Below are 21431 nucleotides of genomic sequence, written 5' to 3'. Positions count from 1 at the left end.
ATGTGCAGATGGAAGAAGCTGTCAGTGATGAAGAACAGGCTGGTAATGAAGTGCAGTCAGGCGAAAGCAGTCTGGAAACTGGTGAAGAGTCACATACCGGCCAGCAAGCCGATGTGAACCAGAATACGGATTCTGTCGCCCAAAATAGCGATTCTGTAAACCAAACCGAACCGGTTTCGGCACAAACCGAGCCAGAAACGCAATCAGACGAACCGGCTGTTGTGTACCCGGCTTACTTCGAACCTGGCCGTTATGAAGGTCTGCCGAACGAGGTTTATCACGCAGCCAATGGTATCAGCTCTACCCAGGTAAAAGACGCACGCGTCAGCCTGATGTTCTATCACGGCCGTCACGTGACCAAGACTATCCGTCGCGAAAGCAGCGAGGCGCTGACGTTCGGTAGCCTGGCGCACACCCTGGCCCTGGAGCCCGAAAAGCTCCACGAAGAGTTTGCGGTATTCCCAGGTATTCCGGCTGAGGCGTTTACCACCACCGACTCCATGAAGGCGTTCATTCGAGAATTTAACGCGGATAAGCCAAAGGCCGAGCAACTGAAGCTCACCGGTAAGAAAGAAGAACTTCAGGCGGCGATACGCGCGGTCAGCCCGGAGGCCATTTTCGCTGATGAATTTGAGCAGCAATGGCGCGATAGCGCTGATGGGAAAACCATCCTGTCCAGAGAGCAACTGACGCTGGCCACGGCAATTCAGCAAGCCCTACTGAATCATGAATCAGCCGGGAAACTGCTGCGCCATCCTTCCCGTTCAGTGGAAACCAGTTATTTCGGGATGGACGACGAAACCGGTCTGGAAGTCCGTGTGCGCCCTGACCTTGAGGTTGAAATCAACGGCGTTCGTATCGGTGTTGACCTGAAGACGATCAGCATGGGACGCGTTAAGCAAGACGGTTTGCGCGCCAAACTGCACCGGGAAATCATCGACCGCGACTACCACCTCAGCGCTGGCATGTATTGCTCCGTTGCCGACTTTGATCAGTTCTTCTGGATCTTCGTCAACAAAGACGAGGGCTACCACTGGGTGGCGGTAATTGAGGCATCGGAAGATTTGCTCGATCTCGGGCTGCTGGAGTATCAGCGCACCATGCGTGCACTCGCAGATGCGTATGACACCGATTGCTGGTCTGCACCGATAACCGAAGACTACACCGACGAACTGAACGACTTCGACCTGCGCCGCCTTGAAGCGCTGCGTCTGGCTTAATGGAGGATTTGACCATGCAAAATACCAACATCATTACGACCGAGCAGGCACCAAACACCATTTCCGCCAGCAACGCTGTGTTCAACGTACAGGCACTCGGGCAGCTCACCTCTTTCGCTGAATTGATGGCGCAGTCTGCCGTCACCGTCCCCAAACACCTGGCGGGGAAACCCGCCGACTGTATGGCTATCGTCATGCAGGCTATGCAGTGGGGAATGAACCCATATGCAGTTGCCCAGAAAACGCACCTGGTCAACGGCGTTCTGGGTTACGAAGCGCAACTGGTTAACGCAGTAATCTCCAGCTCAAGCGCCATCGTTGGTCGCTTCCATTACGAATACGGCGGTGACTGGGAGAAGATCGCCGGGAAAAAAGACGGCCGTGATGAATTAGGCCTGTTTATCCGGGTTGGCGCCGTACTGCGCGGAGAAGACGAAATCACCTGGGGCGAGCCAATCTACCTGGCAGATATCACCACACGTAACTCGCCACTGTGGAAAACAGCGCCGAAGCAGCAGATCGCTTATCTGGCAGTGAAGTACTGGGCTCGCCTGTACTGCCCAGAAGTCATCCTCGGCGTCTACAGTCCAGATGAAGTTGAGCCACGCACTGAGAAAGAGATTAACCCAGCACCGAAACACGTTAACCTGGCTGATATCTCAGGTGACACCGTCACAACCACGCAAAGCGCACAGGAATCGTCGGTAAATATCGACTCTCTTGCCGATGATTTCCGCGAACGAATCGATGCCGCTCAGGATGTTGATAGTGCAAAAGCACTGCGCGCTGATATCGAAAGCGCGAAGGCCACGCTCGGGTCTGCCCTGTTCACCGAACTGAAGAACAAGGCAGTGAAGCGCTATTACCTGGTTGATTCACGTAACAAGGTTGAAGCCGCAATCAACTCCCTACCGTCCCCGGACGAACCGGATGCAGCAGCACGGTTTGGGGAAGTTGAGCGAGTTCTTGCAACTGCGAAACGTCATCTGGGCGATGAGCTGCACGATCAGTTCAGCATCACCCTGGCGGATATGAAACCGGAATACGTGGGCTAAGGGAGGCGGGAGGGTTCGCCCTCCCGGTAAAGAGATGAGTAAATTCACAAAAGAGCAGTTGGTTGATTACGTAAAGGGATGTATCGAGCACGCCGAGCGGTTTCCGGGCGTCGAGATAGCCGACAAAGAAAAGGCGATATTTGAAATTGCACTGGTAGCGCTGACAAATGTGCCAGTACTGGAACGCGAGCAGGTTCGCCGGGATCACGCCGAGTGGTCGCAAACTACTTTCGGTAATGTTGGCCCAATCGGCCCACTGAAGCATCTGTCTAAGGAGGCGCTGGAGGCGGCGGCAGAACCCGGCGACCTCAGCGAATGGGCTGACATGCAATTCCTGCTTTGGGATGCGCAGCGCCGCGCGGGAATTACTGACGAAGAAATCGTTGTGGCCTGCATAGAGAAACTGGCGATAAACAAACAGCGCCAATGGCCCGGACCACAGGACGGGGAGCCACGACTGCATGTCCGAAACGAAGGGGAATCTCTCAACGCCCGGCGGCGCCGTAATCGTGAGTCAAACGCGCGCGCTCGCGAACGTGAAACGCCTACACAACGCAAAGCAAGATTGGCTAAAAACAGAGCCAGGATGGCCATACGTCGTAAAGGCGGTGCAGCATGAAACTGATTAACCGAGGCAATCAGCAATCCCCGTTAGCGCGTCAGGCATGCGACATAGCACTGGCCACTCATCACGAACGCTACGGCGACTACGGGCGCAGCAAGATGAAAGAGACATACACGGTGAGAGTTGAAGGTGTGAAGGTCTGGGTGGAGGTAGTGAACCGCAAGGCTAGCTACGTGGCCACAGCGATGACAGGTATGCGTCGTTTGCGCGCGCTGCCGGGTCAGGTGAGTTGATAGCGATATTTCATTAACAGTTTTCCGGCAGCTCTATAATAAGTTGCCGGAAGCCGGAGGTAGTATGGCCAAGCTTCTTAATCTGCTGGAATGGGCGAATTCAACTTATTCAACCCCTCCGTCTCTTTCAACACTTCGCCGCTGGGCGCGGGAGGGGCGCATTTACCCTGCTCCGGAACTTCACGGCAAAGAATATAAGGTTCAGCCTGACGCCATCTATGTGGATCCGAGCAAAAAGAACCTTCGTCACAAAGCAAAACGCTTAGCGCTGCCAACTGGCGGCACTCTACTGGAGAGACTGACTCATGGCGAAAAGGCCAGTACGTTACGACGCTAACCTGCCACGTAACCTGACCTATCGTAAAAGAGACAGGCTTTATAGCTGGCGAAACCCGACTACCGGTCAAGAGTTATCTCTTGGCCGGATCGACAGAAAGGACGCCATTTCTCAGGCCATTGAGGCCAACAACTACATCGACCAAAATTACCTTCCGTCAGCGCTGCTTGACCGCATAAAGGAAACACCAACGTTTACGGTGAAAGCGTGGCTCGAGCGCTACGAAGTAATTCTTGAGCGAAGAGAATTGAAGCCCAACACGATGAAGGTCAGGCGCAATCAGATCGCCACTATCAGTGATGAATTCGGACGTATGCCGCTATCGGCAGTCAGCACAAAGGACGTATCTACTTTCCTGGAGAGTTACATACTCTGCGATAAGAAGAGTATGGCCTCCGGCCTGCGTTCAGTATTGTTGGATATTTTCAGGGAGGCGATCGTCGAGGGGCATATTGAAAGGAACCCGGCAGAGCCGACAAGAACGCCGACGCCAAAAGTGAAGCGTGAGCGTCTTTTGCTCGAGCAGTTTGAGATAATAAGGGATGCCGCTACCGCTCATTCTGGATGGGCTGCAAATGCATGTGACCTGGCGCTGGTTACCGGGCAGAGAAGAGAGGACGTATCGTTGTTCAGATTCAGCGATATCAGGGATGGAAGGTTGTTTGTCACGCAGGAAAAGACAGGTCACAAATTGGCATTGCCGCTTGATTTGCGACTGGACTCTGCTGATTTGGTATTGCAGGATGTTATCGACCGTTGCCGGAAAAACAACCCGTCAGACTTCATGCTTTATTCTGCGGTAAGGCGTGGCGGCAGGAAGCCAGGTCCGTTAACCCCGGACGGAATCACTCAAGCATTTTCTGATATCAGGGATTCTACAGAGTTAAAGTTTGGCCCCAACCCTCCCCCGTTCCATGAGATCAGGAGCTTGGCGAGCAGACTCTATGAAAGGGAGCGCGGAGAGGATTTCGCACAGAGACTGCTGGGGCATAAAAATTTAACAATGACCAAAAAATACCTGGACGCACGCGGTGCAGAATATGTTATGGTTTAGACAGGATATGGAAATTTCGAGTAATTTTCGTGGAATTTCGTGAGCGCACCGAAAAAAACCAATGAAAACAGACAGATAAAAAGAGACCGAATACGATTCCTGTATTCGGTCCAGGGAAATGGCTCTTGGGAGAGAGCCGTGCGCTAAAAGTTGGCATTAATGCAGGCTAAGTTACCCTGCCATTTAAGAATAGATGACAGCGCCAGGTTTTCCAGTCCGCGGCTAAAGTGGTCGGAAAAAAAGGACGTTTGTTACGCATCCAAACGCAAAAACCGCAAGTTCTCCTGCGAGATCCTTGCGGTTTTTTATTGGAAATCAGAGCGCTACATCTGACAATTAACAGAGCTTTTCTGCACGCTCTACAAACGGTGCCAGGCTCATTTTTTCGCCCGGTTTCGCCGGATCATCAATCTGGATAATCTCTATCGGCTTTGCCGTGGTTTTTCCGCTCTCCACCTGCTGTCTGGCGACATCATTCAACGGGTATTGCACCAGCGTACTAGGATTGATGACATACAGCGCGTTACCTGGACGGCAGGTCAGCATCACCTCTTCCCGATTAAACGCCCACTTATCTTTGCCAACCTCAAAACGGCTGACGGTAATGACCTGCGGCGCAGCCAGCGCGGCTCCGGAGCTTGCCAGGAGTAATAAAGAGATAATGATTTTTTTCATGCGTTTCGCCAGTCCATCAATCAGAAAGGTTCGAGGGTTGCAAACAGGCTGACAATCGCCAGAACAACGGCTCCTATACCCCATTCCAGCTTGGTCATCCAAATAAAATAGAGAGTCATGCCGCGGTTATCCTGCCGCATGCGTGGTACCAGAACATACCGATTCACCAGCGCAATCGCCACCATTAGCATGACCAGGGCACCTTTTAACAAAAGCAGTCGCCCGTAAGCCATGTGCCAGGGAACAGAAAAACCGACAATAAACAGCGCATTCATAATACCGGTTAGTAAAACACCGATAACGAAAAGATGTCCATAGCGTGAGAAGCGCATCATGGTACTGATGGCCTGTTCCCGCCAGCGACCTTGCGCCATTCGCATACAGTAAAGTACGGGCAGCAAACCACCGAACCAGGCGGCAGCGCATACCAAATGTAAAGCGTGGTTAACCTGCTGGATTGCGCCAGGGATACCGCTGTGCAGCGTCGCATGTCCGACGCCAGCCAGCAAAATAAACTGCGCAATAGTCAGCATTAACAGTAGTCGCGGCATACTGCGCGGCACCATGATGGTCACCACCATCGTGACCAACGCGAGGATAATCTGCCATAACCAGACGCCACCAAATTGCGTTTGCAACACGGCGAGCCAAACGTCAGTAGAGACAACATCCCGCCAGCCTGAGCCCATTAACCCACCCTGAATCGCCAGCATCAGCGTCGCGCTGATAAAGCTCCACGTCGCAGCATGCCGTTGCAGACGTAAAAAACGACGCATCATTAAACGACGAACCGAAACGGGAGCCAGCCATGCGCCGTAAAGCGCACAGCCAAACACCAGCATCAAAGCGGTAAAATGGATAAACCGTAGTGCAACCCAGGTAAATGCCAGCATTGGTTATTTCACGCTAAAGGTATATTGCCCCTTCGTCTTGTGACCATCCACGGAGACAACGTGCCAGTCGACCGTATATTTTCCTGCTTCAAGTGTTTGATCAAGCGGAACAATCAGCTGCGTTTTGTCCTGCTCACTGCGCGATGCCTTGCCCGTTTTGATCTGTTCTTTGTTAGGACCGGTCAGCGTTGCACCGCTGAATCCCGGCTCTACGCCTTCAGAAAAATTCAGCGTCAACGCCTGAGGAGATGCCGCAACTTCAGCGTTAGCCGCCGGACTTTGTTTTGTGAGGTGGGCATGCGCCAATGCCGCAGGTGTTGCCAGAACGCTGGCGAGTACGATGAGCGCGTTGCGAAGCATAGATGCAGATGAAGCCATTTCAACTATTCCTTTTTGTTATGTCTAACCTGTAGAGAATAACCTTCTAAAATGGTCGAGTCGAGAATCATCATTTCTGTCTTGCCATTAACGCACACTCTTAGTAACTTTGCGCGCCGAAAGACAGAGAAAAGGAAAAGCCCATGAACATCAATCTGGCCAAACTTGAGCAAGCGGAAATGGATAAGGTCAATGTCGATCTGGCTGCGGCTGGAGTGGCATTTAAGGAGCGATACAATATGCCCGTTGTTGCAGAAGTTGTTGAACGCGAACAGCCAGAGCATTTACGCGACTGGTTCCGCGAAAGACTCATCGCGCACCGTCTGGCATCCGTTACGCTTTCACGTTTACCATACGAGCCTAAAGTTAAATAAAACTTATATTACGTTACGATTCCTTACATGACGCCTGCTACAGTATAAGCATATTCTTAATCCACACATTAAGGATGGTTGTAGACACTATGAAAAGGAAATCATTATGTCATACTGGAAAATCGCAGCAGCACAATACGAACCTCTTCACACCTCAGTTACCGAACATGTCGCGCATCACCTGCAATTCATTCATGCGGCAGCTCAATGCCAATGTGAATTGCTGGTCTTCCCTTCCCTCTCATTGCTGGGTTGTGTTGATGAGAATGACGCGCTTCCTGCCCCACCCGATGAAGCGCTGTTAGAACCTCTCGCACATGCCGCAGCGACTTATCGCATGACGATAATTGCGGGACTACCGGTAGAACATAACAACCGGTTCGTGAAAGGCATTGCGCTTTTCTCTCCCTGGATGACTTCGCCATTAACCTTCCATCAGAGCCACGGGGCCTGTATTGCCAGACAGCGAAATGCCATCAGCGTTGTAGATAGCCAACCGGAAGGCATTGATATCGACCCGGCTTTTTCGCTGTTCACCAGCTGCCAGTCAGTCAGTGAACCGGAACTGCTCTCCTCTACATCTCGCCTACAAAGTTTCTCACATAAATTCGCCATCGCGGTATTAATGGCCAATGCGCGGGGTAGCAGTGCGTTATGGGATGAACGAGGTCGATTGATTGTTCGCGCAGACAGCGGTTCGTTGCTGTTAACCGGCCAACGCACGCCACGGGGTTGGCAAGGTGATATCATTCCATTACGCTAGTCGTTTTGGGTCAGGAGCATGGCATGTTGCGCATAATAGATACAGAAACCTGTGGTCTACAGGGAGGCATTGTTGAAATTGCTTCTGTCGATGTGGTTGACGGAAAAATAGTCAATCCCATGAGCCACCTGGTACGCCCTGACCGCCCCATCAGCCCACAGGCGATGGCTATCCATCGCATTACTGAAGCAATGGTGGCCGATAAGCCGTGGATTGAAGACGTCATCCCGCAGTATTACGGCAGCGAGTGGTACGTGGCGCACAATGCCAGCTTTGACCGCCGCGTATTGCCCGATATGCCCGGGGAATGGATTTGCACCATGAAGCTCTCCCGTCGGTTGTGGCCGGGGATCAAATACAGCAACATGGCGTTGTATAAATCGCGCAAGCTGAGCGTCCAGACGCCAGCGGGTCTCCACCATCACCGCGCCCTGTACGATTGCTACATCACTGCGGCACTGCTGATCGACATCATGCAGACGTCAGGCTGGACAGCTGATCAAATGGTCGATATTACCGGCCGTCCCGCCTTACTCACTACTTTCACTTTTGGTAAGTACCGCGGAAAACCGGTATCAGAAGTGGCTGAACGCGATCCGGGCTATCTGCGCTGGTTATTTAATAACCTTGACAATATGAGCCCGGAACTGCGATTAACGCTAAAACACTATTTGGATCACGCCTGAGCAGGCAGTGTTCCCTGCGCCAGTCCAATCAAAAAAGCGTACTCAAGGGCCACGCCTTCGTAAGATTTAAAACGCCCGGATTTACCACCGTGTCCGGAATCCATATCCGTGCAAAGTAGCAGCAAACGATCGTCCGTTTTCAGCTCACGCAGTTTTGCCACCCATTTTGCTGGTTCCCAGTATTGTACCTGGGAATCGTGCAATCCCGTCGTGACCAGCAGATGCGGATACGCCTGCGCGGTTACATTGTCATACGGGCTGTAGCTCTTCATATAGGTGTAATACTCTTCGTCCTGCGGATTACCCCACTCTTCAAACTCACCGGTCGTCAAGGGAATTGATTCATCGAGCATTGTGGTTACCACATCGACAAACGGCACCTGAGCAATAACACCATGGAAGCGTTCCGGGCGTTCATTAATGGCGACGCCCATTAACATGCCTCCGGCGCTTCCGCCCATGCCATAACATAACTCAGGCGCGCCATAGCCCATTTTTAGCAGCGCATCACAGACGTCGAGGTAATCATTAAAAGTATTTTTCTTGTGCAGAAACTTACCGTCCTCGTACCACTGTTGTCCTAATTCACCACCACCACGCACATGGGCAATAGCATAAACAAAGCCGCGATCCAGTAAGCTCAAACGGCTGCTGCTGAAATCGGCATCCATGCTGGCGCCATATGAGCCATAGCCATAAACGAGTAACGGATTTTTTCCTTTCAGGAAATACTTTTGATGATAAACCAGCGAAACCGGAACCTCAGTGCCATCACGCGCAGTTATCCATAGGTGTTCGCTACGGTAATTCGCCGCATCAAATCCGGGGACCTCCGTCTGCTTAAGCACACGACGTTCCCCGGTGTCCATATCCAGTTCAAACAATGTGTCCGGGGTGGTCATGGAGGAATAGCCATAGCGCAGGCGCGATGTCTCAGGCTCCGGATTATAGGCAAGCCAGGTCACATAAGCCGGATCGTCAAAGGCGATCCCGACCACTTCGCGCGTTTTACGATTAATCTGTCGTAGGCTGGTTAAGCCCCGCTGACGCTCTTCTACCACCAGCCAGTCAGTGAATAGCGTAAAGCCCTCCAGCATCACGTTGTCGCGCGCTGGGATCAGCGTCTCCCAGGCTTGCTCATCACGAACGCGGGTACGATACAGGCCGAAATTTTTCCCCTGACGGTTGGAGCGCAGATAAAAATTGTGTTGATAGTGATCGAGACTGTATTCATGGTCTTTGCGTCGCGCTAAAAAGACCAACGGTTCGGCATCCACCAGTTCTGCATCAAGCAACAAAACTTCACTGGTGGTCGCACTGGCGATATGAATAACCACATAGTGTAGCGAGGTGGTTTTATGCAGGCTGACATAAAAAATATCATCGGCTTCTTCATACACCAGCTCATCCAATGACGATGGCGAGCCGACTGTATGTCGCCACACCTGATACGGCAATAACGTTGTTTCGTGCTTGCGCACGTAATAGAAAGTCTGAGAATCATTCGCCCAGACCAGATCCGCTTCGACGTTTTCCAGCACTTCCGGATACCAGTTGCCGCTTTGCAAGTTGCGAAAACGCACGCCATATTGCCGGCGAGAGAGATAATCTTCCGCCAGCGCCATGATGGTGTTATCCGGAGATATCGCCAGTCCACCCAGCGTATAAAACTCGCTGTGTGCCGCGCGCTGGTTCCCATCCAATAGAGTATCCCAATCATCCCACTCTTCACTGAGGGCAGACTGACGCTGATAAATAGCATATTCGCACCCCGGTTCATAAATATGCCGGTAGCGATAACCATTCTTCACATAGGGGGCTGATGCATCCTGAGGCGGGATACGGTCGATAATCTCTTTCAGGACACGATCCTGCAAAGCCTGCTGCGAGGCCATAACCTGGCGGCCATACGCGTTTTCTTGTTGCAGATAATCCAGCACTTCTGGCTGCGAGCGGGTGTCATCTCGCAGCCAGTAATAATTATCAACACGAGTATCGCCATGCTGCGTCATGGCGTGAGGAATACGAGAAGCTTTTGGTAGCATGTCATTGTTCTTTTGCTTAAACATCCTATAAGGGTGGCAAAAGACAGCAATGATGCAAGCGAAACATGCGCCTTAGCGGTAAGTAATTAACCCGGTAAAGCCTGTTTTTGTTCTTTGAGATCCTGTTCAATGCCTTCACGAACATCCAGCGGGATCTTCAACGCATCGCCCAGCGCATTGAGATAGCTACGCTCCATAAAGTGGTCGATATCAATCGCCGCACAGCTCAGGAAGTAAATTTCCAGCGCTTCTTCTTCGTTGCGGATCCCTTGCGCCAGACGCTGAGGATCTAACGGTTGTTCAATAGCACGTTCAATCAGAACGCGGCCCTGCTCTTCCACGCCCGCTTCACGGAGCTGCTGTTCAATGGCCGCTCGTTCTTTGGCATCAATATGCCCATCGCTTTTCGCCGCAAAAACCAGCGCCAGGATCAGACGCTCAGTGCGCTCATCCAGCGGTGAACTTTGTGCGCCAAACTGCGGCTCATCCTGATGCGCAGCGCGAACCTTATCCTTGTATTTGTTCCATAACACGGTACCGGCAACCGCACCGCCGCCCACCAGAAGCGCGCTGGTGCCGTATTTGCTCAGCAATTTTCGTGAAGATTTGTTGGCAACCAGTAATCCTGCCAGACCGCCTAACGCGCCTGGAACCAGAAGTTTACTCAGCCCTTGCTCGCCAGAAGATGACGCGGAGGATCCTTTTTGCCCAAGAAGAGATTGTAGTTGATTCAGCCAATTAGCCATTTTGCCCCTCAAGTACAGACGAATAATCATCAAAGCGTACCCGAGGGGATGTCAGGAAGTGTTCAGGTCATCAAAAGATGTGCAAATACCTGCGTTACTGCGGCTGATACTCCGCCGTTCCGGCTTTGCAGTCGACTTTCACCAGGTAGTGAATATCTGCGCTTTTACCACGAACCGTCAGGGGAACTGACCATTTCCCGTCTTTGCCCGTAATATCGGGCGTGTTGACCCAGGCGACAGGGTCGGCTTGCCCGACGAGTTTTTGATCGTCAGCCCAGCGCGCGATGCGATTTTGCTGATAGTCACGTTTCACGCTTGCCGCAATACCGTCAGCATCCAGTCCTTCGCACTTGGGGAACTGAACATTCTTGCTTTCCATATTTGCCGCAAAAACCGATACGCTGGCAGACAATAACAGCAGGCTCAATAACGCTCTTTTTTTATACATTCTTTTCTCCTTAATCTCCCCTTCGTCCTTCAGGTTGCCTGCGGCAACGTGAAATAACGTCAGGGATTGCACAATGATTCAGGGAAAAGCATGGTACAAAACGTCAGGAGCGCAAGTCGTTTCAGGCAGCCTGAGTATCATCCTCAGTGTGTGCATCGTTTTCGACAGCCTGTGGCGAAGGCAGCTTGCCGTTTTTCAGAATGGCGCTCAGCACATCTTTTTGCTCAGCCAGCCACAGGGAGAGAGCTTCACGCTGCTCGTCTTCGAGCGCTACCGGCGATTGCTCCAGCCATGTGTCGAGCAGATCTGCTGTATCCAGCATTTTGTCATACGCATCGGCTTCCTTTTTGCTGGTAAACGACATTTTTTCCTCACCTTCCCGAATGACTACGTATTTAACTTCAACCGCCATTTTTGCAGCCTCTTAAATTACCTGTATTTATGTACAGTATATTCTTTTTAAGCCCTGAAATCAACCTGGTAATAAAGACAGACGCAAACGTTTTCGTATATACTGCGCCCAGATAAAACAGGGGATTAATTTATGACGTTATTAGGCACAGCGCTGCGTCCCGCAGCAACGCGAGTGATGTTATTAGGTTCAGGTGAACTGGGTAAAGAAGTGGCGATTGAATGCCAACGCCTGGGTGTGGAAGTCATTGCCGTGGATCGTTACCCCGACGCGCCAGCCATGCACGTTGCCCATCGCTCCTACGTAATTAACATGCTGGATGGCGAGGCATTACGCCAGCTTGTCGAGCGTGAAAAACCACATTACATCGTGCCGGAAATAGAGGCGATTGCCACGGATATGCTGGTCAAACTGGAACAGGAAGGTCAACACGTTGTGCCTTGCGCACGAGCGACCCAACTGACCATGAACCGGGAAGGAATCCGTCGTCTCGCCGCCGAAGAATTGTCTTTACCCACATCATCTTTCCGTTTTGCAGACACCGAAACACGCTTCCGCGAGGCCGTTGCCGAAATCGGCTATCCCTGCATTGTGAAGCCGGTCATGAGTTCTTCCGGCAAGGGGCAGAGCTTTATCCGTTCAGCCGATCAGCTCACCGAGGCGTGGAACTATGCTCAGCAGGGAGGCCGTGCAGGTGCCGGGCGCGTTATCGTCGAAGGCGTAGTAAAGTTTGATTTTGAAATCACCCTGCTAACCGTCAGCGCCGTTGATGGTGTGCATTTCTGCGCGCCGGTAGGTCATCGCCAGGAAGATGGCGATTATCGCGAGTCCTGGCAGCCGCAGCAGATGAGTGACCTGGCGCTGGCGCGCGCGCAGGAAATAGCCCGCAAGGTGGTACTGGCGCTGGGCGGTCACGGACTGTTTGGCGTGGAGCTGTTTGTCTGCGGTGATGAGGTGATTTTCAGCGAAGTCTCCCCTCGCCCTCACGACACGGGTATGGTGACCTTAATTTCGCAGGATCTGTCTGAGTTTGCCCTGCACGTACGTGCATTTCTCGGTCTGCCCGTTGGCGAAATCCGCCAGTATGGACCTTCTGCTTCCGCCGTTATTCTGCCGCAACTTACCAGCCAGAATATCACATTTGATAACGTACAAGCCGCTGTAGGTGCGGGTATGCAAGTGCGTTTCTTTGGCAAGCCGGAAATCGACGGGAGCCGTCGTCTGGGCGTTGTGCTGGCCACAGCACAGAGCATTGAAGATGCGGTGATACGCGCGAAAGACGCAGCCGCACAGGTGAAAGTCGCAGGATAAAAACCAGACCCGTAGGCCGGATAAGGCATTTTTGCCGCATCCGGCAAAGCCCGATGTCGGCGCTGGCGCGTCTTATCGGGCCTACGGTTTATACATAACGGCTTACTGCTTCGCGCCTTCTACTGCTTCACGAGCCAGCTTGGTAATACGATCGTAATCACCCGCTTCCAGCGCATCCGCCGGAACCAGCCAGGAACCACCGATGCACAGCACGCTTTTCAGTGCCAGGTAGTCACGGTAGTTCGCCGGAGAGATACCGCCGGTTGGGCAGAAACGCACCTGAGAGAACGGACCCGCAATTGCCTGCAGCGCTTTGGTACCGCCATTTGCTTCAGCAGGGAAGAATTTGAACTCTTTCAAACCGTAGTCCATACCCAGCATCAGTTCAGACACGGTGCTGATACCAGGGATCAGCGGAATAGTACCTTCCGTCGCGGCTTTCAGCAGCGGCTCGGTCAGACCCGGACTGATAGCAAACTGTGCACCGGCTTCGGTAACTTCAGCCAGCTGTTGTGGATTCAGTACAGTACCTGCACCAACGATAGCGTCCGGAACTTCTTTTGCGATCGCGCGAATGGCATCCATCGCACATGCTGTACGTAAGGTCACTTCCAGAACGCGCACGCCGCCTGCAACCAGCGCTTTTGCCATCGGCACTGCGTGTTCCAGTTTATTAACCACGATAACCGGTACAACCGGGCCAGTGGTCAGGATTGCTTCTGCACTTGTCTTCCAGTTTTTCATCAGAGTTTTCTCTCGCCTGATTACAAAATAAGTCTTAAAAAGTGATACAGGTTGCGCCCTGTTCCGCACCGGACAGCTTTTCACGCAACGCGCTGAACATTTCACGGCCTGTGCCCACGCGCGATGCGCTGAGGTCAGGAATGTGAGGCTGACGAGAAGCAAGTTCCTCTTCATCAACCAGCAGCGTCAATTCACCTGTCTGTCCATTCACACGAATGATGTCGCCATCGCGTACTTTTGCCAGCAGCCCGCCATCGTAGGCTTCTGGGGTTACATGGATTGCTGAAGGCACTTTACCTGAAGCACCTGAAAGTCGTCCATCGGTAACTAACGCAATTTTGAAACAACGGTCCAATAATACACCAAGTGGCGGCATGAGTTTATGTAATTCTGGCATTCCGTTTGCTTTTGGTCCCTGATGGCGCACAACGACTACGCAATCACGGTCGAGCAGTCCCGCATCGAAGGCCGGCAATACATCATGCTGACTTTCAAAAACAACCGCGGGCGCTTCAATTACCTGATTTTCTACCGGAACCGCCGATGTTTTCATCACAGCACGTCCGAGGTTACCGCTCAGCACTTTGGTACCGCCGTGGTGGGAGAATGGCTGATCGATGGTAGCAATCACATTGCTGTCCAGCGACTTCGCTGCCCCTTCGCGCCAGTCCAGTTCACCATCGTTGAGCCAGGGTTCCATGGTGTAACGCGACAAACCAAACCCAGCAACGGTGTTCACATCTTCATGCAGCAGACCCGCATTCAGCAGTTCGCGCATTAACACCGGCACGCCACCCGCTGCCTGGAAGTGGTTAATATCTGCCGGACCATTCGGATACAGACGCGCCATCAACGGCACGATATCGGACAGATCGGAGAAGTCGTCCCAGTTAATCAGAATCCCGGCTGCGCGCGCCATCGCAACCAGGTGCATTGTATGGTTGGTTGACCCCCCGGTCGCCAGCAGCGCGACAATACCGTTCACCACTACTTTTTCATCGATCATTTTACCGATCGGCATCCATTCATTGCCGTTACCGGTCAGACGCGTTACCTGACGAGCAGCCGCGGCGGTCAACGCCTCGCGCAGCGGGGCATCCGGGTGTACGAATGAGGAGCCAGGCAGTTGCATCCCCATAAACTCTACCACCATCTGGTTGGTGTTTGCCGTACCATAGAACGTACAGGTCCCCGGTGCGTGATAAGACGCCGCTTCGGATTCAAGCAGCGCCATGCGATCGACTTTGCCTTCAGCATACAGCTGACGGATACGCACTTTTTCTTTGTTCGCCAGACCACTCGCCATCGGGCCGGAGGGAATAAAGATCGAAGGCAGATGACCAAATGACAGTGCCGCCATCACCAGACCCGGGACAATTTTGTCGCACACGCCAAGGAATAACGCGCCGTCGAACATATTGTGTGAGAGGCCGACAGCAGCCGACATCGCAATCACTTCGCGACTCAGTAACGAAAGCTCCATCCCATCCTGTCCCTGGGTCACACCGTCGCACATCGCAGGAACACCGCCAGCGACCTGGCCTACCGCATTGGCTTCATGCAGCGCTTTACGAATGATGTCCGGATAATGTTCGTACGGCTGATGCGCGGAAAGCATGTCGTTATAGGAGGTAATGATCGCGATATTGTTACGCAGCATGCTTTTCAGCGAGGCCTTGTCATCTGGCTGGCAGGCAGCAAAACCATGCGCCAGGTTACCGCACGCCAGTTGTGAACGATGAACGGTAGTCGATTTCGCTTGTTCAATACGGGCAAGGTAGGCGGAACGCGTGTCGCGAGAACGTTCGACAATACGTTTTGTTACGCGTAACAAATTCGGATTCATAGAGGCTCCTAAAATTTATCTGTCAGAGCGTTGGATCAACAATGTGTTTCAGTTGGGTTAAAAGCAGCTGAATCGCTTGTTATCCGTAGCTCAGGGGCAAAATCGTTTCAGGCAGTGTAATAAAAAAAGCCCCGCGGGTGAATCCACGCGGAGCTTAAAAGTGCAAAAATTATTCTACAATCTGTGTTAGATCATGTTACCGGTAAAATAACACCTATGGGCTAGATGATATTTTACTCGAATTCGTTCCAGGAACGACCATCACGGGTAATCATGGCCACAGAGGCAACCGGTCCCCAGGTCCCGGCCTGATACGGTTTAGGTGCGTCGTTGTCCATTGCCCAGGCTTCAGTAATAGAATCGACCCACTTCCATGCTTCTTCAACTTCATCTCGACGCACAAACAGCGCCTGAATGCCGCGCATCGTTTCAAGCAGCAGGCGCTCATAAGCGTCGGCCAGATGCGTTTGGTTGAAGGTTTCGGAGTAGCTCAGATCAAGTTTGGTAATTTGCAGGTTATGCTTGTGATCCAGCCCCGGCACTTTGTTTAGTACCTGGATATCGACACCTTCATCAGGCTGCAAACGGATAGTCAGCTTGTTCTGCGGCAGGTCCTGCCAGGATTCTCTGAACAGGTTCAGCTCAGGCGTTTTGAAGTAAACCACCACTTCAGAGCATTTGGTCGGTAAACGCTTACCGGTACGCAGGTAGAACGGTACGCCCGCCCAGCGCCAGTTATCGATATCCACGCGGATCGCCACAAACGTTTCCGTGTTGCTGCTCTTGTTCGCGCCTTCTTCTTCCAGGTATCCCGGAACTTTTTTGCCCTGGGCAAAACCGGCGGTGTACTGACCACGAACTGTCTTTTCACGTACGTTCGAACGATCGATACGACGCAGTGATTTCAGTACTTTCACTTTTTCATCACGGATGCTGTCGGCGCTCAGATCGGACGGCGGAGACATCGCGATCATGCACAGGATCTGCAGCAGGTGGTTCTGGATCATGTCGCGCATTTGACCGGCCTGGTCAAAGTAGCCCCAGCGCCCTTCAATGCCTACTTCTTCCGCCACGGTAATTTCTACGTGGTCGATAGTGCGGTTATCCCAGTTATTCACAAACAGGGAGTTGGCAAAACGCAGTGCCAACAGGTTCAGTACCGTCTCTTTGCCGAGATAGTGGTCGATGCGGTAAACCTGGCACTCTTCGAAATACTCGCCAACCTGATCGTTGATTTCACGGGATGTTGCCAGTGATGTACCCAGCGGTTTTTCCATCACCACGCGGGCAGGCTTAGCATTCAGCTTTGCTTCACCCAGACCTTTGCAGATCGCGCCAAAGGTGCTAGGCGGCATTGCAAAATAGTTGATGGTGGTACGCGATTTTTGATCCAGCATTTTGCCCAGACGCTTAAACGCGGCGGTGTCGTTGACGTCCAGGTTACAAAACTCAAGACGACCGCTGAGGGTTTCCCACAAACTTTCATCAATTTTTTCTTTCATGAAGGTTTCGAGCGCTTCGCGCACAACCTTGGTATAGGCTGCTTTGTCCCAGTCGGCACGCCCAACCCCAATGATGCGGGTATCCGGGTTAATCTGGCCGGCCTTTTCCAGTTGATACAGGGAAGGCAGCAATTTCCGTCGCGCCAGGTCGCCCTTCGCGCCGAAAATGACCAGATCACATGCCTGGGCTGTTTGCGTTACCGCCATGTCATTCTCCTCAATTAAGTGCCTGGTGCTTTTGCCAGACACTGGTTGTAATTTTATTACAGTGCACTGTACTGCTTTTACGTGAATCCGGAAACCGTAAACGCTTATCCAGCCGTGCTGTTACCGCGAACAGCCGCTTTATTGGCGTATAACCCATCAAAATGGATAAAAAAGTCGTCTTTTTCGTACCCACGAAGAAGTATGAAAATCCGACTCCGATCATGTAATGAAAAAAAACAACAACTATTTTGTCCATTTTGCCCCGTTGATGCACTAGCAGGGGTACTATCTACCAGAGTTACCACTCGATTTCCCCTTATCGTTGAAATCGTTTTTGCCCATGACCCATGAGTCTACCTACATCATGAATATGCTGGAAAAAATCCAGTTAAAACTGGAACATTTGAGCAAGTCAGAGCGTAAAGTCGCCGACATTATTCTTGCCTCTCCCGAGCGGGCAATTCACTCAAGCATCGCTGCGCTTGCTGTAGAAGCCAACGTCAGCGAACCGACGGTGAACCGTTTCTGTCGTAGCATGGATACGCGTGGCTTCCCTGATTTTAAACTGCATCTGGCACAAAGTCTGGCAAATGGTACCCCTTATGTTAATCGCAATGTGGATGAGGATGACAGCGTAGAATCTTATACGGGGAAAATCTTCGAATCGGCGATGGCAAGCCTTGACCACGTTCGTCAGTCGCTGGATAACACAGCGGTAAACCGGGCGGTAGATTTGTTAACCCAGGCGAAGAAAATCGCCTTCTTTGGTTTAGGTTCTTCCGCCGCGGTCGCGCACGACGCGATGAACAAATTTTTCCGCTTTAACGTACCGGTAATCTATTCCGACGACATTGTCCTGCAACGGATGAGTTGTATGAATTGTAGCGACGACGACGTCATTGTGCTTATTTCTCATACCGGAAGAACCAAAAGTCTGGTTGAACTGGCGCAGTTAGCAAGGGAAAACGACGCTATGGTTATCGCCCTCACCTCTCCCGGCACGCCACTGGCGCGTGAAGCCACGCTGGCTATTACCCTCGATGTACCGGAAGATACTGACATTTATATGCCCATGGTCTCTCGACTTGCTCAACTGACCGTGATAGATGTGCTGGCTACAGGATTTACTTTGCGCCGAGGGGCAAAATTTAGAGATAACTTGAAGCGTGTCAAGGAAGCGCTCAAGGAATCGCGTTTTGATAAAGAATTACTCATCAAGAGTGATGACCGCTAAAAGCAATAACAATGTTCTACCCTTTTATCATCCGGGTCGTTCATTTTACCGTTAATGTTTGAGAACGGCCGGATTAATGTTCACGCAACACCTAGTTGTTTCAGTCAACGGAGTATTACATGTCCAGAAGGCTTCGCAGAACCAAAATCGTTACCACGTTAGGCCCGGCAACTGACCGCGATAACAACCTTGAGAAGATTATCGCCGCGGGTGCGAACGTCGTACGTATGAACTTTTCCCACGGCTCTCCAGAAGATCACAAACTGCGGGCGGATAAGGTCCGTGAAATTGCCGCAAAACTGGGACGTCATGTAGCTATTTTGGGTGACCTGCAGGGACCTAAAATCCGCGTATCTACCTTTAAAGAAGGTAAAGTTTTTCTTAATGTTGGCGACAAATTCCTGTTAGACGCCAACCTCGGTAAAGGCGAAGGCGACAAAGAAAAAGTCGGCATTGATTATAAGGGACTGCCTGCAGACGTCGTGCCTGGCGATATCCTGCTGCTCGACGACGGTCGCGTACAGCTTAAAGTGCTGGAAGTTCAGGGCATGAAAGTCTTCACCGAAGTCACTGTCGGTGGCCCGCTGTCCAATAACAAGGGCATCAACAAACTGGGCGGCGGTCTCTCTGCTGAAGCCCTCACCGAAAAAGACAAAGCCGACATCATTACCGCAGCGCAAATCAGCGTTGACTATTTGGCTGTCTCCTTCCCGCGCTGCGGCGAAGATCTAAACTATGCCCGCCGTCTGGCGCGCGATGCCGGTTGCGATGCGAAAATTGTCGCCAAGGTAGAACGTGCGGAAGCCGTCTGCGACCAGAATGCGATGGATGACATCATCCTGGCTTCTGACGTAGTGATGGTAGCCCGTGGCGACCTGGGTGTTGAAATCGGTGACCCTGAGCTGGTAGGTATTCAGAAAGCGTTGATTCGCCGTGCGCGTCAGCTGAACCGTGCGGTCATCACCGCCACACAGATGATGGAGTCGATGATCACCAACCCAATGCCGACTCGTGCGGAAGTGATGGACGTGGCTAACGCCGTCCTCGACGGTACCGATGCCGTGATGCTCTCTGCCGAAACAGCAGCGGGTCAGTACCCGGCGGAAACCGTCACGGCAATGGCGCGCGTTTGCCTGGGTGCAGAGAAGATCCCAAGCATCAACGTCTCTAAACACCGCCTTGACGTGCAGTTTGATAACGTTGAAGAAGCGATTGCGATGTCAGCGATGTACGCTGCTAACCACCTGAAAGGGGTCACCGCTATTATCGCTATGACGGAGTCTGGTCGTACTGCGCTGATGACTTCTCGTATCAGTTCCGGTCTGCCAATTTTCGCGATGTCTCGTCATGAACGTACGCTGAATCTGACCTCTCTGTATCGCGGTGTCACCCCGGTTCACTTTGACAGCGAAACAGATGGCGTCGTTGCCGCCAATGAAGCAGTGAACCTGCTGCGCGATAAAGGCTATCTGGTTTCCGGCGATCTGGTGATTGTGACACAGGGCGATGTGATGAGCACTATTGGCTCAACTAACACCACGCGTATTCTGACCGTCGAGTAACGCCAGCGTTTGATGTAAAAAAGCCTCTCGTTTGAGAGGCTTTTTTTTTATTTCTTCGGATAGAGATCTTTGCGCTTATAGGGCTCAATCTCGCCGGGTTTACGCGTCTTAAGCAGTTTCAGTATCCAGGTGTATTGTTCGACATGAGGCGTGACAAAAATTTCCACCTCTTCGTTCATTCGTCTGGCAATGGTGTGGTCATCCGCTGTCAGGATGTCATCCATCGGAGGACGGACCTTAATCGTCAGGCAGTGTGTTTTACCGTCATACACCGGAAACAGCGGCACTACACGCGCGTGGCAAACCTTCATCAAGCGACCAATTGCCGGTAACGTTGCTTTATAGGTAGCAAAAAAATCGACAAACTCGCTGTGCTCAGGCCCATGGTCCTGATCCGGCAGGTAGTATCCCCAATATCCCTGACGTACAGACTGAATAAACGGTTTGATGCCATCATTACGTGCATGTAATCGGCCTCCGAAACGACGGCGCACCGTGTTCCAGACGTAATCAAATACCGGGTTCCCCTGATTGTGGAACATTGCTGCCATTTTCTGTCCCTGGGAAGCCATCAGCATCGCCGGGATATCTACGCCCCAGCCATGAGGAACGAGAAAAATCACTTTTTCATCGTTGCGGCGCATCTCTTCGATGATTTCAAGGCCCTGCCAGTCAACCCGATTCTGAATTTTCTCCGGACCGCGCAGGGCCAGTTCCGCCATCATGACCATCGCTTGAGGGGCTGTCGCGAACATCTCATCGACAATGGCTTCGCGCTCAGCTTCGCTGCGTTCAGGAAAACAAAGGGATAAATTGATCAGTGCTCTGCGACGTGAGCTTTTTCCCAAACGTCCAACCATCCGTCCGAGCTTTGCCAGAATAGGATCGCGAAGTGACGCCGGCGTTAACGCAATCCCAGCTATCGCCGCTACACCCAGCCAGGCGCCCCAGTAGCGCGGATAGCGAAATGATTTATCAAACTCAGGGATATACTCAATATTCTTTTTTTTCGTTTCCATGCTCTTCCAGTGTCTGGTGCGGCGAAAAGTAGATCTGCTGATAGTGTAGCGGCGCACGATGC

At 52.1% G+C, this 21431-nt stretch carries 22 protein-coding genes and 1 pseudogene; 12 read left to right on the top strand and 11 right to left on the bottom strand.

Annotation, left to right across the window (positions count from 1 at the left end; translation table 11 throughout):
- From OGY18_RS06110 to OGY18_RS06085, 6 genes and pseudogenes are all read left to right on the top strand, one after another.
- Positions 1-1220 (top strand): PD-(D/E)XK nuclease-like domain-containing protein (locus OGY18_RS06110; RefSeq protein ID WP_286552275.1); only part of this gene is annotated, 1220 nt, incomplete at its 5' end.
- 14 nt (positions 1221-1234) lie between these two features.
- The gene (locus OGY18_RS06105; protein WP_286552273.1) at positions 1235-2275 is read left to right on the top strand and encodes a RecT family recombinase; all 1041 of its coding nucleotides are present in this window, start codon (positions 1235-1237) and stop codon (positions 2273-2275) included.
- Positions 2276-2447: 172 nt separating this feature from the next.
- A pseudogene (locus OGY18_RS06100) lies at positions 2448-2750 on the top strand (dATP/dGTP pyrophosphohydrolase domain-containing protein); the annotation flags it as partial.
- 140 nt (positions 2751-2890) lie between these two features.
- On the top strand, positions 2891-3133 hold the full coding sequence (locus tag OGY18_RS06095) for a DUF4060 family protein (RefSeq protein ID WP_137375969.1): 243 nt from the start codon (positions 2891-2893) through the stop codon (positions 3131-3133).
- Between the two features lie 64 nt (positions 3134-3197).
- Positions 3198-3470 carry an excisionase gene (locus OGY18_RS06090; protein WP_286552272.1) on the top strand — a complete coding sequence of 91 codons (273 nt, stop codon included), beginning with the start codon at positions 3198-3200 and terminating at the stop codon, positions 3468-3470.
- Complete coding sequence (locus OGY18_RS06085) at positions 3439-4524, top strand: tyrosine-type recombinase/integrase (protein WP_286552271.1); 1086 nt, start codon at positions 3439-3441, stop codon at positions 4522-4524. The genes OGY18_RS06090 and OGY18_RS06085 overlap by 32 nt, the downstream gene beginning before the upstream one ends.
- A 336-nt stretch (positions 4525-4860) precedes the next feature.
- Here the strand turns inward: OGY18_RS06085 and OGY18_RS06080 are convergent, their stop codons facing one another.
- Genes OGY18_RS06080 through yobA form a run of 3 tightly spaced genes read right to left on the bottom strand, consistent with a single transcriptional unit; the run spans position 4861 to position 6470 of the window.
- The gene (locus OGY18_RS06080; RefSeq protein ID WP_003833793.1) at positions 4861-5199 is read right to left on the bottom strand and encodes a YebY family protein; all 339 of its coding nucleotides are present in this window, start codon (positions 5197-5199) and stop codon (positions 4861-4863) included.
- Positions 5200-5219: 20 nt separating this feature from the next.
- The gene (copD, locus tag OGY18_RS06075) at positions 5220-6092 is read right to left on the bottom strand and encodes a copper homeostasis membrane protein CopD (RefSeq protein WP_286550194.1); all 873 of its coding nucleotides are present in this window, start codon (positions 6090-6092) and stop codon (positions 5220-5222) included.
- A 3-nt stretch (positions 6093-6095) separates the two neighbouring features.
- Positions 6096-6470 carry a CopC domain-containing protein YobA gene (yobA, locus tag OGY18_RS06070; RefSeq protein ID WP_003833799.1) on the bottom strand — a complete coding sequence of 125 codons (375 nt, stop codon included), beginning with the start codon at positions 6468-6470 and terminating at the stop codon, positions 6096-6098.
- Positions 6471-6613: 143 nt separating this feature from the next.
- Here yobA and OGY18_RS06065 point away from each other — a divergent pair, with 143 nt between their 5' ends.
- From OGY18_RS06065 to exoX, 3 genes are all read left to right on the top strand, one after another.
- Positions 6614-6844, top strand: coding sequence for a DNA polymerase III subunit theta (locus OGY18_RS06065; RefSeq protein WP_003833800.1), 231 nt, complete (start codon positions 6614-6616; stop codon positions 6842-6844).
- A gap of 106 nt (positions 6845-6950) precedes the next feature.
- A complete protein-coding gene (locus OGY18_RS06060; protein WP_003833801.1) occupies positions 6951-7607 on the top strand; it encodes a carbon-nitrogen hydrolase family protein in 657 nt (218 codons plus the stop codon).
- 23 nt (positions 7608-7630) lie between these two features.
- Positions 7631-8293 carry an exodeoxyribonuclease X gene (exoX, locus tag OGY18_RS06055; RefSeq protein ID WP_003833802.1) on the top strand — a complete coding sequence of 221 codons (663 nt, stop codon included), beginning with the start codon at positions 7631-7633 and terminating at the stop codon, positions 8291-8293.
- Here the strand turns inward: exoX and ptrB are convergent.
- From ptrB to yebG, 4 genes are all read right to left on the bottom strand, one after another.
- Positions 8284-10338: an oligopeptidase B gene (gene ptrB / locus OGY18_RS06050; RefSeq protein WP_286552269.1), complete on the bottom strand. Its 2055-nt coding sequence runs from the start codon at positions 10336-10338 to the stop codon at positions 8284-8286. The two genes, exoX and ptrB, sit on opposite strands and share 10 nt — an antisense overlap.
- Before the next feature lie 86 nt (positions 10339-10424).
- Positions 10425-11084 carry a tellurite resistance TerB family protein gene (locus OGY18_RS06045; protein ID WP_063940875.1) on the bottom strand — a complete coding sequence of 220 codons (660 nt, stop codon included), beginning with the start codon at positions 11082-11084 and terminating at the stop codon, positions 10425-10427.
- Between the two features lie 94 nt (positions 11085-11178).
- Entirely contained in the window at positions 11179-11532 is a 354-nt protein-coding gene (gene yebF, locus OGY18_RS06040) for a protein YebF (RefSeq protein ID WP_191235219.1), read from the bottom strand.
- 121 nt (positions 11533-11653) lie between these two features.
- Entirely contained in the window at positions 11654-11944 is a 291-nt protein-coding gene (yebG, locus tag OGY18_RS06035; RefSeq protein WP_032943780.1) for a DNA damage-inducible protein YebG, read from the bottom strand.
- A gap of 132 nt (positions 11945-12076) precedes the next feature.
- Here yebG and purT point away from each other — a divergent pair, with 132 nt between their 5' ends.
- Positions 12077-13255, top strand: coding sequence for a formate-dependent phosphoribosylglycinamide formyltransferase (purT, locus tag OGY18_RS06030; protein ID WP_149384876.1), 1179 nt, complete (start codon positions 12077-12079; stop codon positions 13253-13255).
- Between the two features lie 102 nt (positions 13256-13357).
- On the opposite strand, the gene kdgA is transcribed toward purT, so the two are convergent.
- The 3 genes from kdgA to zwf all read right to left on the bottom strand — a co-directional run bounded on the left by kdgA (position 13358) and on the right by zwf (position 17554).
- Positions 13358-13999: a bifunctional 4-hydroxy-2-oxoglutarate aldolase/2-dehydro-3-deoxy-phosphogluconate aldolase gene (kdgA, locus tag OGY18_RS06025; protein ID WP_003034901.1), complete on the bottom strand. Its 642-nt coding sequence runs from the start codon at positions 13997-13999 to the stop codon at positions 13358-13360.
- A 34-nt stretch (positions 14000-14033) separates the two neighbouring features.
- Complete coding sequence (gene edd / locus OGY18_RS06020; RefSeq protein WP_008785050.1) at positions 14034-15845, bottom strand: phosphogluconate dehydratase; 1812 nt, start codon at positions 15843-15845, stop codon at positions 14034-14036.
- 233 nt (positions 15846-16078) lie between these two features.
- On the bottom strand, positions 16079-17554 hold the full coding sequence (gene zwf, locus OGY18_RS06015) for a glucose-6-phosphate dehydrogenase (protein ID WP_003833817.1): 1476 nt from the start codon (positions 17552-17554) through the stop codon (positions 16079-16081).
- A gap of 364 nt (positions 17555-17918) precedes the next feature.
- On the opposite strand from zwf, the gene OGY18_RS06010 reads away from it, so the two are divergent.
- Positions 17919-18788 (top strand): MurR/RpiR family transcriptional regulator, encoded by an 870-nt coding sequence (locus tag OGY18_RS06010; protein ID WP_126319786.1) that lies wholly within the window; start codon positions 17919-17921, stop codon positions 18786-18788.
- A gap of 119 nt (positions 18789-18907) precedes the next feature.
- On the top strand, positions 18908-20350 hold the full coding sequence (pyk, locus tag OGY18_RS06005; protein WP_003833821.1) for a pyruvate kinase: 1443 nt from the start codon (positions 18908-18910) through the stop codon (positions 20348-20350).
- A gap of 47 nt (positions 20351-20397) precedes the next feature.
- Here the strand turns inward: pyk and lpxM are convergent, their stop codons facing one another.
- Entirely contained in the window at positions 20398-21369 is a 972-nt protein-coding gene (gene lpxM / locus OGY18_RS06000) for a lauroyl-Kdo(2)-lipid IV(A) myristoyltransferase (RefSeq protein WP_286552266.1), read from the bottom strand.
- Positions 21370-21431: the final 62 nt, after the last annotated feature.

It is taken from the genome of Citrobacter sp. Cpo142 (assembly GCF_030332425.1).
GTDB lineage: Bacteria > Pseudomonadota > Gammaproteobacteria > Enterobacterales > Enterobacteriaceae > Citrobacter > Citrobacter portucalensis.
This window is presented reverse-complemented; position numbering and strand designations above follow the sequence as displayed.

What these genes read in the sequence shown, in the direction of transcription:
- OGY18_RS06105 (WP_286552273.1), top strand. Translation starts at nt 1,235, where the DNA reads ATGCAAAATACCAACATCATTACGACCGAGCAGGCACCAAACACCATT.
- OGY18_RS06095 (WP_137375969.1), top strand. Translation starts at nt 2,891, where the DNA reads ATGAAACTGATTAACCGAGGCAATCAGCAATCCCCGTTAGCGCGTCAG.
- OGY18_RS06090 (WP_286552272.1), top strand. Translation starts at nt 3,198, where the DNA reads ATGGCCAAGCTTCTTAATCTGCTGGAATGGGCGAATTCAACTTATTCA.
- OGY18_RS06085 (WP_286552271.1), top strand. Translation starts at nt 3,439, where the DNA reads ATGGCGAAAAGGCCAGTACGTTACGACGCTAACCTGCCACGTAACCTG.
- OGY18_RS06080 (WP_003833793.1), bottom strand. Translation starts at nt 5,199, where the DNA reads ATGAAAAAAATCATTATCTCTTTATTACTCCTGGCAAGCTCCGGAGCC.
- copD (WP_286550194.1), bottom strand. Translation starts at nt 6,092, where the DNA reads ATGCTGGCATTTACCTGGGTTGCACTACGGTTTATCCATTTTACCGCT.
- yobA (WP_003833799.1), bottom strand. Translation starts at nt 6,470, where the DNA reads ATGGCTTCATCTGCATCTATGCTTCGCAACGCGCTCATCGTACTCGCC.
- OGY18_RS06065 (WP_003833800.1), top strand. Translation starts at nt 6,614, where the DNA reads ATGAACATCAATCTGGCCAAACTTGAGCAAGCGGAAATGGATAAGGTC.
- OGY18_RS06060 (WP_003833801.1), top strand. Translation starts at nt 6,951, where the DNA reads ATGTCATACTGGAAAATCGCAGCAGCACAATACGAACCTCTTCACACC.
- exoX (WP_003833802.1), top strand. Translation starts at nt 7,631, where the DNA reads ATGTTGCGCATAATAGATACAGAAACCTGTGGTCTACAGGGAGGCATT.
- ptrB (WP_286552269.1), bottom strand. Translation starts at nt 10,338, where the DNA reads ATGCTACCAAAAGCTTCTCGTATTCCTCACGCCATGACGCAGCATGGC.
- OGY18_RS06045 (WP_063940875.1), bottom strand. Translation starts at nt 11,084, where the DNA reads ATGGCTAATTGGCTGAATCAACTACAATCTCTTCTTGGGCAAAAAGGA.
- yebF (WP_191235219.1), bottom strand. Translation starts at nt 11,532, where the DNA reads ATGTATAAAAAAAGAGCGTTATTGAGCCTGCTGTTATTGTCTGCCAGC.
- yebG (WP_032943780.1), bottom strand. Translation starts at nt 11,944, where the DNA reads ATGGCGGTTGAAGTTAAATACGTAGTCATTCGGGAAGGTGAGGAAAAA.
- purT (WP_149384876.1), top strand. Translation starts at nt 12,077, where the DNA reads ATGACGTTATTAGGCACAGCGCTGCGTCCCGCAGCAACGCGAGTGATG.
- kdgA (WP_003034901.1), bottom strand. Translation starts at nt 13,999, where the DNA reads ATGAAAAACTGGAAGACAAGTGCAGAAGCAATCCTGACCACTGGCCCG.
- edd (WP_008785050.1), bottom strand. Translation starts at nt 15,845, where the DNA reads ATGAATCCGAATTTGTTACGCGTAACAAAACGTATTGTCGAACGTTCT.
- zwf (WP_003833817.1), bottom strand. Translation starts at nt 17,554, where the DNA reads ATGGCGGTAACGCAAACAGCCCAGGCATGTGATCTGGTCATTTTCGGC.
- OGY18_RS06010 (WP_126319786.1), top strand. Translation starts at nt 17,919, where the DNA reads ATGAATATGCTGGAAAAAATCCAGTTAAAACTGGAACATTTGAGCAAG.
- pyk (WP_003833821.1), top strand. Translation starts at nt 18,908, where the DNA reads ATGTCCAGAAGGCTTCGCAGAACCAAAATCGTTACCACGTTAGGCCCG.
- lpxM (WP_286552266.1), bottom strand. Translation starts at nt 21,369, where the DNA reads ATGGAAACGAAAAAAAAGAATATTGAGTATATCCCTGAGTTTGATAAA.